Annotated in this window: 12 protein-coding genes; 4 read left to right on the forward strand and 8 right to left on the reverse strand. The window is 59.7% G+C overall.

Going from position 1 to position 16,230, the window contains the following annotated elements; translation table 11 throughout:
• Positions 1 to 117: 117 nt before the first annotated feature.
• A complete protein-coding gene (locus JFN90_RS02545) occupies positions 118 to 2,856 on the reverse strand; it encodes a phosphoenolpyruvate carboxylase (protein WP_199393522.1) in 2,739 nt (912 codons plus the stop codon).
• A 173-nt stretch (positions 2,857 to 3,029) separates the two neighbouring features.
• Between JFN90_RS02545 and JFN90_RS02550 the strand changes: the two genes are divergently transcribed.
• Positions 3,030 to 3,179, forward strand: coding sequence for a hypothetical protein (locus JFN90_RS02550; protein ID WP_199393523.1), 150 nt, complete (start codon positions 3,030 to 3,032; stop codon positions 3,177 to 3,179).
• Between the two features lie 91 nt (positions 3,180 to 3,270).
• Here the strand turns inward: JFN90_RS02550 and JFN90_RS02555 are convergent, their stop codons facing one another.
• The 3 genes from JFN90_RS02555 to JFN90_RS02565 all read right to left on the reverse strand — a co-directional run bounded on the left by JFN90_RS02555 (position 3,271) and on the right by JFN90_RS02565 (position 5,755).
• Complete coding sequence (locus JFN90_RS02555; protein WP_199393524.1) at positions 3,271 to 3,690, reverse strand: hypothetical protein; 420 nt, start codon at positions 3,688 to 3,690, stop codon at positions 3,271 to 3,273.
• A gap of 211 nt (positions 3,691 to 3,901) precedes the next feature.
• The gene (locus JFN90_RS02560) at positions 3,902 to 5,125 is read right to left on the reverse strand and encodes a multiheme c-type cytochrome (RefSeq protein WP_199393525.1); all 1,224 of its coding nucleotides are present in this window, start codon (positions 5,123 to 5,125) and stop codon (positions 3,902 to 3,904) included.
• 132 nt (positions 5,126 to 5,257) lie between these two features.
• Positions 5,258 to 5,755, reverse strand: a complete 498-nt coding sequence (locus JFN90_RS02565; RefSeq protein WP_199393526.1) for a chemotaxis protein CheX — start codon at positions 5,753 to 5,755, stop codon at positions 5,258 to 5,260.
• 262 nt (positions 5,756 to 6,017) lie between these two features.
• Here JFN90_RS02565 and JFN90_RS02570 point away from each other — a divergent pair, with 262 nt between their 5' ends.
• Positions 6,018 to 6,383 carry a TSCPD domain-containing protein gene (locus tag JFN90_RS02570; RefSeq protein ID WP_199393527.1) on the forward strand — a complete coding sequence of 122 codons (366 nt, stop codon included), beginning with the start codon at positions 6,018 to 6,020 and terminating at the stop codon, positions 6,381 to 6,383.
• Here JFN90_RS02570 and tsaA read toward each other — a convergent pair.
• Positions 6,350 to 6,868: a tRNA (N6-threonylcarbamoyladenosine(37)-N6)-methyltransferase TrmO gene (gene tsaA / locus JFN90_RS02575; protein WP_199393528.1), complete on the reverse strand. Its 519-nt coding sequence runs from the start codon at positions 6,866 to 6,868 to the stop codon at positions 6,350 to 6,352. The genes JFN90_RS02570 and tsaA overlap by 34 nt on opposite strands.
• 403 nt (positions 6,869 to 7,271) lie before the next feature.
• Here tsaA and JFN90_RS02580 point away from each other — a divergent pair, with 403 nt between their 5' ends.
• Positions 7,272 to 8,921 (forward strand): methyl-accepting chemotaxis protein, encoded by a 1,650-nt coding sequence (locus JFN90_RS02580; protein WP_199393529.1) that lies wholly within the window; start codon positions 7,272 to 7,274, stop codon positions 8,919 to 8,921.
• A gap of 3,285 nt (positions 8,922 to 12,206) precedes the next feature.
• On the opposite strand, the gene JFN90_RS02585 is transcribed toward JFN90_RS02580, so the two are convergent.
• Both JFN90_RS02585 and JFN90_RS02590 read right to left on the reverse strand, forming a co-directional pair.
• Complete coding sequence (locus JFN90_RS02585; RefSeq protein ID WP_199393530.1) at positions 12,207 to 12,833, reverse strand: LysE/ArgO family amino acid transporter; 627 nt, start codon at positions 12,831 to 12,833, stop codon at positions 12,207 to 12,209.
• 256 nt (positions 12,834 to 13,089) lie between these two features.
• A complete protein-coding gene (locus JFN90_RS02590; RefSeq protein ID WP_199393531.1) occupies positions 13,090 to 13,317 on the reverse strand; it encodes a response regulator in 228 nt (75 codons plus the stop codon).
• Positions 13,318 to 13,534: 217 nt separating this feature from the next.
• Here JFN90_RS02590 and JFN90_RS02595 point away from each other — a divergent pair, with 217 nt between their 5' ends.
• Positions 13,535 to 13,885, forward strand: a complete 351-nt coding sequence (locus JFN90_RS02595; RefSeq protein WP_199393532.1) for a hypothetical protein — start codon at positions 13,535 to 13,537, stop codon at positions 13,883 to 13,885.
• Positions 13,886 to 14,385: 500 nt separating this feature from the next.
• Here the strand turns inward: JFN90_RS02595 and drt2 are convergent, their stop codons facing one another.
• Entirely contained in the window at positions 14,386 to 15,669 is a 1,284-nt protein-coding gene (gene drt2, locus JFN90_RS02600; protein WP_199393533.1) for an antiviral reverse transcriptase Drt2, read from the reverse strand.
• Positions 15,670 to 16,230 lie beyond the last annotated feature (561 nt).

Below are 16,230 nucleotides of genomic sequence, written 5' to 3' on the forward strand. Positions count from 1 at the left end.
GGCAGAAGCAAGGGGGCCTTCGCTTTGTCCGCAGCCCGTTTGCGGGGAAGGTTTCTCCGTGTGAAGAGGGGTAGGCGGGAGCCCAGACAACGAAGACGGAGACGGCGAGGCGGAAATTCAGCCGGTGGTGCCAAGCCCTGCAGCGATCGCGTTCACCGTCTCCAGGAGCCGGAACAAGAGCCCTCCGGACATGGCGCTGTCTTTGCGCGTGGTGTCCTGGCGCCATTGGCGCAAAAGGGCGATCTGGCGCTCGTGCAGCACCCGGAGAGCGTCCTCGCGCCGCGCCAGCGAGCTGTGCACGGCGGCGCGACGCTCGGCCAGTGAGCCGCCGTAGATCTCCTCGAGCATCCTCACGGTGCGCTGGTACTCGCCGGCGATGGCGGCGAAGATCGGCTCACGGATCCCCTGGTCGTGCACCAGTTCGGCGTAGCTTTCCATGATGGCGAGGTTGGCGCTGGCGACGCTGGTGGCGGCGTTACTGATGATGTAGTGCAGCACGGTCCAGCTCTGGCAGTTGCGGACCAGTTCGCCGAACAGGGCCGGTTCCTGGTTCATGAGCTCCTCCAGGGCGAAGCCGATGCCGTACCAGCCGGAGAGGAAGTAACGGGCCTGGCTCCAACTGAAGACCCACGGGATGGCGCGCAGGTCGCCGAGGCTCGCCTGGGCGGTACGCCGCGCCGGACGCGAACCTATGCTGCTCGACTCGATCACGTCGATGGGGGTGGCCTCGCGGAAGAAGGTGACGAAGCCGTCGCTGTTCAGGAGTTGCTGGTAGGCGGTCCTGCTCCGCGCCGCCAGACGATCCATCACCGGCTCCAGCGGGTGCCCGGGGCCCGGGCCGCCACGTTGCGGGATGCTGACGCCGGCGGTCCCGGCGAGCAGCAGTTCCAGGTGGTAGGCGGCGTTCAACGGGTTGGAGTACTTCTGAGAGATCACCTCGCCCTGCTCGGTGAGGCGCAGGTCCCCTGCCGCCGATCCCTCGGGGAGGCCGCGCAGGAAGCGGCTGGTGGGGCCGGCGCCGCGGCTGATGGTCCCCCCCCTGCCGTGGAAGAAGCGCAGCCGCACCCCCTGGCGCCGCGCGGCCGCCAGCATCGCCTCCTGGGCGCGGTACAGCCCCCACAGGCTCGCCATAATCCCGCCGTCCTTGTTGCTGTCGCTGTAGCCGACCATGACCTGCTGCACCGGTTGTCCGCCGCCCAGCTGGGCCAGGGCGCGGCGCGTCATGGGGTGCCCCAGGAACTGTTCCAGGATCGCGGCGCTTCCCTCCAGGTCCTTGATGGTCTCGAAGAGCGGGACCACCGGGAGGAGGCAGGCGAGTCCCTCACCCGTGCGCACGACGAGCCCCGCTTCGCGCGCCAAAAGGTAGACCACCAGCAGATCTGAGAGGGAGCGGGTCATGCTGACGATCAGGGCGCCCAGCGACTCCGCGCCGTAATCCCGGATCTGGGTCGCGAGCACACGGTAGCAGCCGATCACGCTCTCTGCTTCCTTGCCGGGCTTGGCGTCGGGGAGCAGGAAGGGGCGGGGTGAGGCGAGCTCCCGGTCCAGGAAGGCGAGCCGCTCCGGCTCCTGCCACTGCGAGAAACCTCGCTCCGTCAACCCGGCCGCCGCCATCAACTGCTCCACCGCCTTGTCATGGAAGGCGCTGTTCTGCCTGACGTCGAGGGAGGCCAGGTGGAACCCGAACACCTCCACGCAGCGCAGCACCGGCACCACGTCGGCAAGCGCGAGCCGCGTAGCGCCGGTGGCCACCAGGGTGTCCCTGAGTAGGCGCAGGTCGCCTTCGAGCTCGTGGGGGCGGCAGTAACGGGAGCCGGAGTCGCCGCAGAGGGTTTCCTCACCCCCAGAGATGTCGACCGGGAGCTTTGCCTTCATCAGGTTCACCAGTTGGCGCCAGGGCTCCTCCGGGTTGCGCCGGAGCGCCTCGGCGCCCAGCGCCCCGGTTGGTGCGGCCAGTTCCTGCAGGCGCTTGGCAAGCTCGGGGGGAGGGGGGAGCAGCAGCCGCGAGATGCTGAGCCGGCTCCCCAGGGTGGTGAGCTGGCCGTGGATCAGCATGAGCGCGTTCAGCCTCAGCTCCCTGAGCGTAGCGGCGGTGACCTCGGCGGTGACCAGGGGGTGCCCGTCGCGGTCCCCCCCCACCCAGGTGCTGAAGGAGACCTTGGGGAGGCGGTCGGTGAGCGGCGACAGGGGGCGCGCCAGTCCCGCCTCGCGCCAGGCGCGGCAGATCCTCTTGTCCAGGATCGGAATCACCCGGGGAAAGATCTCGCGCAGGTGGTAGATGATGGCCGCCAACTCATTCAGGACCTGCGGCTTCTCCAGGTGGATTTCTCCGGTGCGCCAGAGTCGCTCCAGCATGGTGACGATTTCCTCGCGGATGTCGTCGCGCTCCAGCGGGGTCCAGACCGTGTTCTCGCGTTTCACCAGCAGGAGGTAGAGCTCACGCAGGTGCCTCAGCACCGAGGCCCGCTTCGCCTCGGTGGGGTGGGCGGTGAGCACCGGCTCCACCCTGATCTGTCCCAGGAGTTCCGCGATCTGTTCCTGCGGCACGCCGCTCTTGTTCAGCTTTTCCAGCACCCTTCCCCAAAGGCCCGGCTCGGCCACCAGCCCCTGGCTCGCCTCCACCGCCCGCCGCGTCTGTACGGCGAAGTTCTCCTCCGCCATGCTGAGCAGCTGAAAGGCAATGGACCAGGCCCGCACGAACTTGCAGTCCTCGGAGGGGGCCATGGAACCGGTCTTGGGGAGGCAGGCCGCCAGTTGGGACTCGCCCAGGCCGTGGAACATCTCGGCCAGGCATTCCATCAGGTAGTCGAGGTCGCGTTGCAGTTTTTCCGGTATGGCTGCGCCGGGGTCGGACATGACGGCTCCTCCTGCCAAGCCCGTTGCGGACGGGCTCGCAGCATGGCTGATATGGGGCGGACGACAGAGATGAATGATACCCCAGAATCCCCTGATGGGAATGCCGGGGGTGGCTTGTTCATGTGAAGAGCCTTATGGTAAGGTCTTATTAAGGGAGGCAAAGGAGGTTTATTATGAAAACGATACTGCTCGTGCTCCTGATCATCATAGCGGTAATCCTGACCATCTGGTACCTGGTAATCCCCGCCGACGTAGTGATTGGTTCCTTCAAGGCTTTGCGCCGTGGCGAGTGGCACGGCTGGAGACGGGACAAACCTCGGTAGTGGCACGCCAAGCGAACTGTGGACACGTAAAAGGCCCCTGGCTGTCGCCAGGGGCCTTTGTTTGTTTGGGCAAGGGGCAAGTATCCGCGGGTTACGGGACGCTGTTGAAGTCGTCGCGGCGGAAATCCTCTGTCGTTCCATAGGAGTAGGAGAAATTCACCCGCTTGACGCTGTCCGGCCGGGCCAACGGAATCTCGATGAGGAACGGTTCGCTTCCGGTAAACCGCCCGTCGAAGGTCTTGGTTCCCTTGCCGAGCTCCTTGCCGTTTTCATCAAGCAGCTTCGCCGTCAACTGGAGAGAAGTGTAGGGGAGGTCCGGCCGCACGTTCTTGAGGGTGCCGTCGATGCGCATCCCCTTGTCGGTGTTTTCTGCTTTCCAGGAGATATCGAGCTCGTGATTGCTGAATTGGTGGGCGCTGTACGCAGGGTTGGCGTCCTGCTTCACGCGTGGAACTGCACAGGCGCTGATGAGAGAAAGAATCGCGATCGACAGCAAGAGCTTCTTCAGCATAGGTCACCTCCGCATTTTGATGGGAACTTACCCAGTGTAGTCCCGTTATCCGCACGTGCAATGTGACTTTTCTCCGGGGCTGTTTCCAAAATTCTACCTTGTTGGATGTGACAATGTTGCCGTGGCCGGCGTGATGGAGCGGCCGGACGCAAAAACAGCGGGGCGTCAGGGACGCCCCGCTGCGGGGACAGCTTCTTTATCTGTGGTCAGGTTACTTCTTGTGGCCGGACTCGCGGGTCATCGAGGCAGCCTCCGCCTTGATGTCCACCAGGTCCTTCTGGAGCTCGGCCAAGCCGTACCAGGTGACGTAGTCGGGGTTCATGTGGAACGCCCCCTGGAAGGCACGCATGCGGTGCTCGAGGAACATCACGTACAGGGTCTGCTCGATCGGGGTCCTGGTGTCGTAGAAGGTGAGCAGGTCCGGGTAGGCCGGCTGACCCTGCTGCGGCTTGATGATCCCCTTCTCGTAGAGGCCGGCGACGATGGTGATCGCCTCAGCCATCAGTTTGTCGGCTTCCTTGATCATCTGGTCGGCGTTGCCGAGCTGGGTCTTGGCGTAGGTCGCACTGTGGCACTTGCTGCAGATGCCGACCATTTTGTCGCGGGACGCTTGCCACTCTTCCTTGGTGAGGCGTGCCACCTTGCCCGCCTTGACCAGCTCGAGGCGGCCGGTCGGCTTGCCTGCCGGGTCGAGGACCCCGAGGCCTTTCAGGATGGTGACGCGGTAGCCCATCCACTCGGCGTCTTCTTCGGGGAGACGCAGGGCCAGGAAGCCCCAGGAGGTCATCACGTTGTGGTCGCCGTCGCCCATATGGCAGGTCTGGCAGGTGGGGGCGCGGCCGGTGTCACCTTCCATCTGGTAGATGGAGCCGTGCTTGGAGTTGGACCACATCTCCCACTGCGGATGGTCGAAGCCCATGTGGCAGGTGCGGCAGGCTTCCGGCTTCTTGGCCTCGGCCTTGCTGAACTTGTGGCGGGTGTGGCAGGAGTTGCACGGGGAGCCGTACTGCCCATCGGCGCGCGACTTTTCGTCGCGGATGCCGACCTTGTGGCAGCCGCCGCAACCCTTCATCCCCTGGATGTAGGCGTGGGGCTGGATCTTGTTGGTCGGCATGGCGTCCATGGCCACCCAGGCGACGGCGTGCTTGCCGGAGGCGTACTGGTCATGCTGCTTGGTGTGGCACTCCTTGCAGGTCTTCTCGGTCGGCATGGTCACCTTGGCGACATCCTTGGCGCTCTGGTGGGCGGTGCCGTGGCAGCTGGAGCAGTCGACGCTGCCGCTCTTGCCCATTTCACCGGACAGGAAGTCCTTGACGATGTTCGGCGTCACCTTCTCGTGACAGGTGATACAGTTGCTCTTCCCGGCGAACGCCGCCCCGGCCAGCATCAGCACCAGCGCCAGCGCCCCTCCCAGTTTCTTCAAACCATGAATCATGCAATGTCCTCCCCTTTGATGAGTAAAAAAACGAGGCACATGTAAACCATATCCCCGGGAGGAATTCCTTGATGTAGGTCAAAAAACGGTAAACGGCACCTGCGGGCGCCGGCCGGCCGCAGCCGACTGCGGTTACTGTTCCACGGCCAGTGCCACCATGAACCAGTCCTCCTCCGAGTCAAAGAGCAGCGTCATCACCTCGGGCTTCTTCGACACGTGGATCGCGTACTGCTTGCCGGAGACGATGGACGGGGTGGATAGCCGTATTGCCAGGGACTCCGGGGAGAGGTGGCGTTTGAAATTCCCCGCCAGGACGTTGGCGAGCTCTCCCAGGGCGTCCTCGATCTCGTCCTCGGTCGGGCTGTCGGTATCAAGGAGCTGCCCTGCCAGGCGCTGGGCCAAGTGGGTGGACACGTGCAGCCCTACCAGGCCGTTGTAATCACCGGCCAACCCCACCAGGGCGCTGATGCAATCCGTGAAGTTGGATGCCGGGTTGACCGCCAGGGGCAGATGCAGCAGATGGTCCATCCCCATCATGGTGGAGAAGATCTTTCTTACCTCCTGGATCAGCGTCTTTTCAAGGAGCGGTCCGCTGGTGCCGATGGTTGCAAGTAATTTCTCCGAGAACATGGTGCTTCCTCCTCTCGCTACGATGTTGCCGCTGTCCCGCAAAAGGGCAGCCGGCCGGCTTGTCATAGTGAAGTAGCAGAGGGTGTGCCATTGGTACAGGTTGCGGGTTTCCGGTGGTTTACCGGGAAGATGGGTCGTGCTGGTGTCCGTATCAGGGACACGGTGGGTACCAAAGGGACAGTGCGTTGTGTTGGCGGGCGGTGTGGCTATACTATCAGCGTCTCGAAATCGGAGTCCGGTGCTGACACAGAGGGAGGTTTCTATGAAGAAGAAGGCCCGTCCCGGTTCGCTTCCCAGCGTCACCTTCCAGAAAGAGACCCACTGCGGCAGGATCTACGTGACCGTCGCCATGGATCACAAGGGAAACCCGTTCGAGATCTTCGTTCGCTTCGGCAAGGCCGGTCATTGCGGGGCAGCGGTCTTCGACGGCCTGACCAGGATCCTCTCCTACGGCCTGCGGTCCGGACTCGACCCGCGCGAGGCGGTGAAGGCCCTGGGTGGGATCGGCTGCAATTACGGGAAGGACACCTGCATGAACGCGGTATCCGAGGCCCTGCGCGAGGTGCTCGACGAGGCCGGTGCAACCGTCGCCGGTCACCTGGGCTTGCGCGGCCCGGGAGCGAAGTAGCGACCTACCTTGGCATCCATCTCGTCTATCCACCCCGCCTTCGATTCCGGAAAGGCGTCTGCATACGGGACGTAGGGCTTGATATCCAGGATGGGCGTTCCGTCCAGGAGGTCCACACCGCGCAGGTGCAGCGTCTTTCCTTCCACCCGTACCAGTTCCACGGCGGACAGCCCGATAGAGTTGGGGCGATGCGGTGACCTGGTCGCCAGGACGCCGCGCTTTGGTCCCCCGCGCGGAGGCTTCACGTTGCTTTTCCACCCCTCGCTGAGGTGGAAGGCGAAGATGAGCCACAGCCTCTGGAAACCGCCCAGATCCTGGATCGTCTTTTCATCGAGCCAGTCCTGGAGTTCCAGCGTCGCGGTGGCGAAGTCGCCGCTTTGGGTGCCGGCAACCACGGTGCTTTGATGAGGCGCGTCGATGCGGCGGGAATAGGGGGAGCGCAACAGGCCGATGGGGCGATAGGTGAAGTGCTGCTCGTGGATCATGCGTATCTACGTTCCTTTGGGTGGCATACGGTGGAGCAAAAACGAAAGCCCTCGGCGGTGCCTGAGGGCTTTTCTCGTGCGACGACGTAGAGATGGGGGAGGTCCGTCCGGCAACCCGCCCCGAGGCTGCCATGATCGGTACCCTAATGAAAATCATTCACCTTGTCAAGGAGGTGCAAAGGTCGGCGACGCCCCGGTCGGGAGTGCGGCTCATTGAACAAACAGGGGTCGCGTGAGTGGCGCTGAAACAGCGGGTTCTACCGATACGCACTCTCAGTTCATGGCAGTGCGTTATTTCTTACAGTACCTCGCTCAAGCTGACCCAGGCAATAGCCGATAACCAATGTCACACGCTGTCTCTGTATGTATTGGACAGAGAGCTATGTCACCAAGGGGAGAGTTCATGCGGTGGTTTCTCGATCTGCAGATCCGGTTCAAACTAGTGGGAGGCTTTTTGGTTCTTGCCATGATCGCCGGCGGTATCAGCTGGATCGGTATCAGCAAGATCCGCGGCATCGGCACGGTCGACAGGTGGCTATACCAGAAGATGACGGTCCCCCTCGGTGACATCGGCGAGATGGCAGTAGGATTCCAGCGGGTACGGATAGGACTGCGTGAACTGGTCGAGACCACTGATCCGGCGGAAAAGAAAAAGATCGTAGCGTCGATCAAGAGTATCCGTGCAGAAATTGGCGACAACGTGAATGCTGTGGAGAAGACCATTGAGACGCAGAAAGAGCGCGATCTTCTCGACGAGTACAAGATGGTCAGGGGGGAATACGGGCAGCAGATCGAGAAAGCGATCGCGCTGGCCGAGGCCAATAAGGATGACGAAGCCCGCGCGGTTTTAAACGGCGCCGGCAAAAGGGCGGCCCTGCACTACCAGGAGGTGATCGACCGGTTGGTGCAGGCGAAGTTAAAGCAGGCCCAGATCGCCTCGGACGAGAACACACGGGTCGCCGATTCGGCCACCAACATGATGGCGGCGGCAGGTGTTGTCGGGATCGTTCTCGCCGTGGGCCTGGGGCTGATCATTGCCGGCCTGATCAGCGCTCCTTTGCGCAAGGGGGTGGACTTCGCCAGGGCGGTATCGGCGGGGGACCTGACCCAAACCCTGGAGCTGCGCCAAAGCGACGAAGTGGGACAGCTGATCCACGCCCTCAACGAGATGGTCGGGCGGCTGGGCCACGTGGTGGCGGGGGTACGCTCCACCTCTGACCACGTGGTGGTGGGGAGCCAGACCCTCGCCCAGGGGTCCGAAGAGATGAGCGCGGGTACCGCGCAGCAGGCTGCCGCGGCCGACGAGCTCTCCGGCAGCCTGAAGCAGATGGACATGAACATCAGCAGCAATGCCGCCAATGCAGTAGAAACCGAGAAAATAGCGGTCAAAAATGCGGTCCAGGCGCAAGAAGGCGGCGCCGCCGTGCAGCGCACCGTGGAGGCCATGCGTGAGATAACCGGCAAGATCAGCGTCATTGAGGAGATCGCGCGCCAGACCAACCTGCTGGCGCTCAACGCCGCCATCGAGGCCGCGCGCGCAGGCGAGCACGGCAAGGGATTCGCCGTCGTCGCCGCCGAGGTGCGCAAACTGGCCGAGAGGAGCCAGGCGGCTGCGGTACAGATCAGCGGGCTTTCCTTTACCAGTGTCGAGGTCGCCGAAAAGGCGGGGCAGATGCTCGTGGAGATGGTGCCCAACATCGAGAAAACGGCGGAGCTGGTGCAGGAGATTTCCGCCTCCTGCAAAGAACAGGAAGACGGGACCCGCCAGATCAACGGGGCGGTGCAGCAGCTGAACGGGATCATCGAGAAGAACGCCAGCGCCAGTGCGGAAATGGCAGCGACGGCGGCGGAACTGAGTGCGGAAGCGGAAGCACTGCAGGCCAGCATCGCCTTTTTCAAGGCCGTGGATAAGGCCGCACCCTCTCCGCGTGCGGTGGCTGTGCGCAGCAGCGGCACGCTCACCAGGTCTTCGAGGAGCTGCGCGGGGCTCGTGCAGGATCGCAGCGTCAGTGACAAGATTGCGGCCGCGAGCCACAGGGCCGCCAACGGCTAGCTCCCCCGGGTGCGGCGCGAGCCTGGCGATGTGTCCGCTGGGGCGCCGTGCCACCCTGCCGAGACAACTGGAGCCGGTGCTGCCAATGGCACCGGGAAATGAAAAGCCCCCTGGCTTGACCAGGGGGCTTTTTTTATCTATCGGGCGGTGCGTAACCTACTTGTTGTGGCAGGTAAGGCAGAGCGCGCTGTTTTTGTCGCTGCTGCTCAGCGGTCGGCTCAAAGAGAACGTGATGCGGGAGGCCGCCACTCTTAGGGTAAAGACCCCCGAGGAGCACAGAGGAGGGATGTTGAAAATGTATTAAAATTTGATAATAAATATGTGTGGTAACGGCCGCTACTGTCATGGTGCAGGAGGTGAATTGTGAAATGGGAGAACTATGTCACGGCTGCGGAGAGTGTTCTCAATTCACCCCAAGTGCCGTCGTCGTTGCACATCATCAGTTTGATCAAGAACGTCAACCCCACCAAGCTTACCCTCACAGAGCCCGATAGGGAGCGCGGCTATCAGCTCAAGATCAGGCTCCAGAATCTGCTGCTTGAGCATTACGGTGATTCCTTTCACCTCGTCCCTCATCCCGCGAGTCAGAAAATCATTCTGATCAAGCATCGAGCCCTTCCCTCGATCGATGCGTGCCACGCTCCTGCGGGAGGACTGTCTTCCCTTGCCATAGAAAGGGCAGCGTCGGCGGCAGCGCTTTACCCAGCAAAAGCGGCATCCAAACGGAATCGAGGGAAGCGGCGTCGGGAAACGGGGACGGCTAGCTCAGCAAAGGAGGTACTCAAGACGGCAACTGGGCTTCTGGATCAGTACGACTATGTGGCGGCGGAAGAAGTTTTGGCCAGTCTCCGAGTCCACTGCAACGGGGACTTGCCGGTACTTGCACGGGCAGCCGGTCTCATGCTGCACGAAATCGGCGCTTATCAACTCTGCATCGAAATGTTGTTGAAACAAGATCCCAGCGTGCTCAAGGACAGAGCGCTGCGCGCGTTGCTCGGTGTGGCGTATCACCGAAACGGTCAGGTTCCGGAGGCCAGGGCCATTTTTGAAGAGCTTCACCCCGCCGAACTTGGCCAGGAGGCTCTTGTGGCCTATGCAGAGATCACCTTCCAGGACGGCAACCTTGCTGCCGCCCTGGATTTGGTGACCGTCGCCAAAAAAATGGAGGGCTTCGTTGCCAGGTTGGACGAGTTGCACAAGGAGATCGCGGTGGCGATGTCGGCGCAGGCCGAACCGGTGGTGCAAAAAGCACAGGCCCTGTTGCGGTCGGGGGCTCTGGAGGAGGCGAGGTGCCTGGCCCGTGAGGCGCTGGCGCTCAATCCTCTTTGCCAGGAGGCTCGCGCCGTGCTGGCCGCCGTCGACGCCAGGGCCGACGAGGCCTGCCTGACGCAATTGTGGTGCCGGCTGGAAGCCGAAAGGGACGGCGAGGGGCGCCTCGCACTCCTGGCGCAGCTTCTGGCGCGGGACAAGGATAACAAAGCGGTCATCAGGAGATTGATGGCCCAGGAAAAGGAAGGGCTTAGGCGTAGGCAGTTTGACGAGCAGCTCGATTTGCTACGTGGATTGGTCCTGGAAAAGTGCTGGCCGGAGTGCTTCGACCGCGTCATGCACCTGATGAGGCAACCGGAGTATGCGCACCGGGCCGAGGACGTCCTGTCACTTTCCCCTTTCTTTTCCGTGCTCTACGAAAACAAGCGTCTCAACAGCACCAGTGAGCGAGCCGCAAAGGAGTTGTGGCTTCGTTTGGTAAAGGTGAAAACCGCCACCGCTGCGGGTGATCGCGAGGGGTGCTTCGAAACCATGCAGGAGCTCAAGCCGTGGTTCAGACCTTTCCCCGAATTCAGCGAGACCTACCTCGACTTGCTGCAAGCCGAGCAGGAGAAGGCGAGAAGGGAAATCGTTGCTCTACTTGGGTCATCCGAGAGTTTGCAGTGCGCGGACGAACTGCGACGGATCTATGCCTTGGTCAAGAAGAGGCTGACTCTTCTCCCCGTCGAAGAGAGGCGGGAACTGGTTCGAACAATGGACGAACGGCTGGCCCGGCTGATACCGGAGGACGGAGAGAGTCGGCTTCTGGAGGAGTACCGCGAGGCGCTGCTTCTGGGCAAACGTGAGAAGGCCGCGTATCTGCGCAGGGGCAATGTGGACACCCGGGGGTTCGAGGCGATGGACGCCGAGGTTGCCGCAGCGTTCCACATTGCGGTAGCACCCTTGACTCTGGAGTTTTCCGACAGCATCCCCATCGATATAACGTCGCAGTCCCCTTTGGAGTTGGACTGGCAGACCGATACCAAGGTTTTTCTGAAAGACATCGAGGACACCGTGTTTGTCATCGATTTTGCCAACCAGACCGCCTACCAGGCGACTTCGCCGGTATTTGCAGGTGTTGCGCTTGTCGACTGCGTAAATGAGCACACCCTGCTTTTTCGGGAGCTGGAGGGCGAGGAGGGATATGGGCCAAAGGTGTGGCGCGCTGAGCTGTCGGTGGAAGGAGGACGGTTCACCGCCAGCTTTGACATGCGGGAGCGGTTCGAGATCGGGGAGGGGTTTTGCGAGGAAAATATCTGGATGTCGAGCGAAAGGGACAGCGACTACTACGTGTTGGTGAAACACGAAGCACAGCACTTGCCTGCAAAAGTCCTAAAGATGCGGCTGGGGCAGAGGTCCGCACTCCACAGTCTGCAGTTGGGAAACCGGACAGAGCTAAAGATGTGTCGATGGTACAGTAACCCAGACCGCTTCATCGTCGGGGGGGACGATGAAATGAGGCAGGTCAACGACAAGCTCTCCGCAAGGGTCTCACTCCGCATGACCCCGGACATCTTCAAGGCCGACCCCCAAAGAGGATATATCTACGGCTTGGAAAAATTTTGGCTGACTCAAAGAAACGAAAACCTCGAGATTATAAAGGTCTACGAGACGGCTTACAGCCTTGGGGTGTGGGGCTCGGAGCGGACCTACAGCGCCTCGTTTGAGACTGACACGGTGCTGGTCGCGGTGGGAGGTAAACAACAATCATTCTACAATGTCAGCAGTAACAAGTTCTCCGAGAAGGTCAGGCTGGGCAGGGTGTTGCCCTTGAACCGGGACGGCAGGTGGTACTGCTACCAGTACCAACCGGACCAAAGGAAGCTGCTCTTGCGGGATATCACCGTGGACATCCACCATATTTTGAAATGGAAGGAAATCTTTTCCCCGCGCTGGAAGAGGAAAAGAAGCGACAAGGCCCTCCTGTGGTTCAATCGGCAAGAGAACTTCGTGTACCGGCCACAGCAGTGGGGGGTGTTACCGTCCCAAGGCGAGGCTGCCGGCGATGCTCCACATGGTGCAGCCGACGAGGATGTCCAGCACGCGCCATGCCACCGGCCGACGGAACAGCGGAGCCAGCAGCCGGGCGCCATAGCCGATGCCGTAGAACCAGGCGCAGGATGCGGAGATCGCGCCGAAGGCGAAGAAAAGCCGGCTTTCTCCTGAATACAGCCCGGCAAGGCTGCCGAGCAGTACCACCGTATCGAGGAAGGCGTGTGGGTTCATGAGGCTGAGCATCACGGTGGTGAGCGCCACCTTGGCGAGGCTGCCGGTATCGCCGCCGGCGTCGCTCGCCTCCAGGCCCCCCGGTTTGGCCGCGGAGGCGAAGGCTCGCAGGCCGTACGCGAACAGGAACGCGACGCCTCCCCAAAGGGTAAATTGCATCAGTCGTGGAGAACCGGCGACGACGGTGCTGAAGCCCCCCGCACCAAGGGAAATGAGCAGCGAGTCGCACAGAAAGCAGACCGTGCTGACCAGGAAAACGTACTGGCGTTTGAGGCCCTGCCTGAGGACAAAGGCGTTTTGGCTGCCGATGGCGACGATGAGGCTTGCGCCAAGACCGAAGCCGGTGAGCATGGGGGAAAAGGTGCTTATTGCTGGCATGAAGTAATCAGATCCTCGCGAGTCGGTAGTGCCTCTGCTGTGATAGCCGCGAACTGGGCGGTGAGCTCTTCCCCCTGCGGCACCTTCTCAGCCGGGCGCGATGGTAGCACGCTTTATCTCCCGATAGAAGCGGTGAGAAAGCCAGAATGAACAAAAGGCCCTCTGGCAACATGCCAGGGGGCCTTTGTTTATTCTGGCGGTGGGAGAAGTTTGCTGCCCGCGCCGCATGGCCGATCCGGTGCTGCGGCGGCTTATGCTAAGCCCCGGCCGATTGCGAGGTTTGGCTGTACTGGTCCAGGACTTCCCTGAGCGCCTTGAAGTCCACCGGCTTGGTGATCACCTGGGTCACCCCGCGCGCCAGGAACCGCTCCTGGGCCTCACCCATGACGTGAGCCGTCAGGGCGAAGACGGGGACTTCGCGGTTGGGATTGTCTTCGGGCAGCTGCCGAATGGCCTGGGTGGGGCGTATTACGCAGACTAGCACTCACAGGAACGGCATGACCCAATCTGTCGTGCAGCGAGGCATTCAGTGCTAATCCGCTGGGTTAAAATGGATTTTGGCCGGAAAAGATTGAAATATCGTGTGGACTGTGGTATGAAACCCGCACTTTACTTCTAAATTTTCAGACTGCTGTATTTGTCATGTCTTATATTCTTATCAGAAAATTATATGATACTGTTTTGTACTACTTGGAATTTTGATGTCTGACCTTGTCATAGTTGCAAACAGCACGGGATATGCGTTTGATGGTAAGGCGCTCATCAAAACTAAGCAAAGGCAGTTAGCTTTTTTCAGAAGCAAAAGCTCTGCTTTGGTGCCAGTAGAGAGTAACGCTAGTGCGGGAATCGTATCATCATCTGTCGTGGATGTTGCAGAAGGGTCACCCTACGGATATTCCGCACCTCGAAGAGTCGAAAATATCGCCGATACCACGCCGCTTCCTTTGCCTGCCCCAACTCCCATGTCCTATAGCCTGCAAGCAAGATTGGCTTACGAGGGCGTAAAGAACCTGGAAGACTCCCCCCAGAAAATTCTCAGTATTTCCATTTAATCCACCTCAACAACCTGCTTACGATCAAGATATGTCTTGAATATATGAGAGAGGCGCCTATCCCAGACCTGCGCCTTTTCCACGGGAATCTGTTCATCTGGCCCTAGCACTGCAGGGGGGGCAGCGTACCGACATCGGTGCATTCCGAACAGTTATCCGGGGTGAAGAATAGAAGGGTATCGGAAACGTACCGGAGGAACCGGAGAAATCCTGTGTGAAGTAGCCAAGACTGACAACACTTGGGGGGAGAAAGGAGCTATGGGTGATGCTGAAGGTGATGCGTTGGTGGGTCCGGTACCGGAGGAGGAAGGGATGTATCGGAATGTATAAACAAAAAGGCCCCTGGGATGTCTCCAAGGGGCCTTTTCAAAAAATGGTCGGAATGAGAGGATTCGAACCTCCGACCCCCTGCTCCCGAAGCAGGTGCGCTATGGTTCCTCCCGCGGTAGAAGGAGCAAAACCTTATCCCTTGGGACGCGCTAGTCGCGATTACCCGCCAATTATTTTGCAGATATAGCTTCCTTTTCCAGCTCTTGTTGCAACTTCTCCCAGTGGTTTCTTAGCTGTCGCTTGATCGCTTCTTCATTCATCTTATCTGAAGCTCGGTAGGCGTATCTGACGAAGTTGTTCTTTCCCAGGTGGGTAAACTTCTCATATAGTTCCTGCTTAAAAACCTGCCCGTTTTCTCCTCGTTTTTTTGCGGCTTTTGCGGCCTTAGTTGCTGATCTCACCCCTGTTTTGAGTCTTCTCCAGTAGCGGGATAGGGTCTTGGACCTCAAAAACTTCTTCTTTCCATCAAACTTGAACCCCAGATATTGCATAGGCGTATCTGCCGTAAGTGCACCCTCTCCATCCTGACTGAAATACGTTTTTTCCGTCTTGTCATTGTTGATGCTCAGACCAAGTTTCTCGATTTCGTCGTTAATTACACCTATAGCTTCACGCTCATGTTCAACGGGGCAAGCAATGAGAATATCGTCACAATAGCGGCGGTAGAGGCCACCTACGTCACTGGCAAATTGTGACACTCTCTCGTCAAACGAGATCATCGCGATATTGGAGAGCACTGCACTTATGGGAGAGCCTTGCGGGATGCCCTTTAACTCATTATTTCTGCTGATGAGACCCTTCTTCCGGATGTCTGTTCGGAATACAGCAGGAGTGCACAAGGCTCCCTTGATGCGGTACGCACCCTTGGGGTTAATGCTGAGCATCTTGTAGACGTCACCTCTGTCTGCCCAGGAAAATTTCGTGATAGCCTTGTACACTGCGTAATGATCATCTGGCAGATTGGCGGATCCGATTATCTCCCCCCACTTTTCCTTGATAACTGAGTGAGGCAAATTATCAAAAAAACCAGTGACGTCGAAGCACAACGTAACGCAATCGCCGAGAGACTGAATGTCATTGAAAGCCTGATCGGCGAACTCGATGTTCGACTTATTAAGCTTCCTGTATGCTAGAACGCTCTTTGATAGGGGTTTTCCGCAGATGTACTTCTCGTAGCTTCCTAAGAGGGTGTTAGCGTAATATGCGAATATGTGAGAATCCAAATGGGCTGCATACCGAATCGGACGGGATTTGTCCTCGACCTTGCCCTGGTCCTTCTTGTATCGCGGCGTTATCATTTGGTAAGACAAAAATGGATAGAACGAATGTGTGGCAACCTTTGTAGGCACGGTCACATAGGCTGAAGCAACGGACTCGGAGATCTTGTGGTCGAAGTGGGGATACCCGCGCACGCGGAACCATGCAGCCGTAGGTGCTGCCTTCCCGGTCGTCATACATGCCCCTCCTAATAGCAAAGCCGGAGAGGCGCGGGATTGCAGCTACCCGTAATGTCCTCTCCGGCGCACGTTGCTCCTCTCGGAGCTCCACCCCAAGCTCCCACTGGCGCTTGAGGTACTGCTGTTAACACGATGTGCTATCATTCCTCAGGAGGTGTGATGACAGTATCCAGTATATTCCAGAACCTTTGTAGTCCAGTCAACCTTAACCTAGCATCGGCAATTACGTTAGCGTGTAAGATCACACTTGTAATTGTTAACGCTCCTCCTCTCAAGCTCTCTTGAGAGCGCAAATAGTATACATCATTGTCAGGCCCTTTTCAAGAATTTCCCTGACGAAGGGGAAGAGAGCTTTTGGCCCATGGCCGACCTCTCCGAGAATGCACTAGGTTACGAATGGAGATAAAGGGGGGGGGCTTTGGAAGAGTCAATCTTTGACCCGTGTGAGCTATCTTCACTTTTGAGGACACACCATATATCCTAACGGACCAGGAGGGTGTGTCATGAGATCGAATCGCAAGTACGATTCAGAGTTTAAACGAGAAGCGATCAAGTTAG

It is taken from the genome of Geomonas propionica (assembly GCF_016458235.1).
GTDB classification, from domain to species: domain Bacteria; phylum Desulfobacterota; class Desulfuromonadia; order Geobacterales; family Geobacteraceae; genus Geomonas; species Geomonas propionica.

Coding starts and splice junctions, on each gene's coding strand:
- JFN90_RS02570 (WP_199393527.1), top strand. CDS start 6,018: ATGAAGAAGAAGGCCCGTCCCGGTTCGCTTCCCAGCGTCACCTTCCAG.
- JFN90_RS02545 (WP_199393522.1), bottom strand. CDS start 2,856: ATGTCCGACCCCGGCGCAGCCATACCGGAAAAACTGCAACGCGACCTC.
- JFN90_RS02555 (WP_199393524.1), bottom strand. CDS start 3,690: ATGCTGAAGAAGCTCTTGCTGTCGATCGCGATTCTTTCTCTCATCAGC.
- JFN90_RS02560 (WP_199393525.1), bottom strand. CDS start 5,125: ATGATTCATGGTTTGAAGAAACTGGGAGGGGCGCTGGCGCTGGTGCTG.
- JFN90_RS02585 (WP_199393530.1), bottom strand. CDS start 12,833: ATGCCAGCAATAAGCACCTTTTCCCCCATGCTCACCGGCTTCGGTCTT.
- JFN90_RS02580 (WP_199393529.1), top strand. CDS start 7,272: ATGCGGTGGTTTCTCGATCTGCAGATCCGGTTCAAACTAGTGGGAGGC.
- JFN90_RS02595 (WP_199393532.1), top strand. CDS start 13,535: ATGTCTGACCTTGTCATAGTTGCAAACAGCACGGGATATGCGTTTGAT.
- tsaA (WP_199393528.1), bottom strand. CDS start 6,868: ATGATCCACGAGCAGCACTTCACCTATCGCCCCATCGGCCTGTTGCGC.
- JFN90_RS02550 (WP_199393523.1), top strand. CDS start 3,030: ATGAAAACGATACTGCTCGTGCTCCTGATCATCATAGCGGTAATCCTG.
- drt2 (WP_199393533.1), bottom strand. CDS start 15,669: ATGACGACCGGGAAGGCAGCACCTACGGCTGCATGGTTCCGCGTGCGC.
- JFN90_RS02565 (WP_199393526.1), bottom strand. CDS start 5,755: ATGTTCTCGGAGAAATTACTTGCAACCATCGGCACCAGCGGACCGCTC.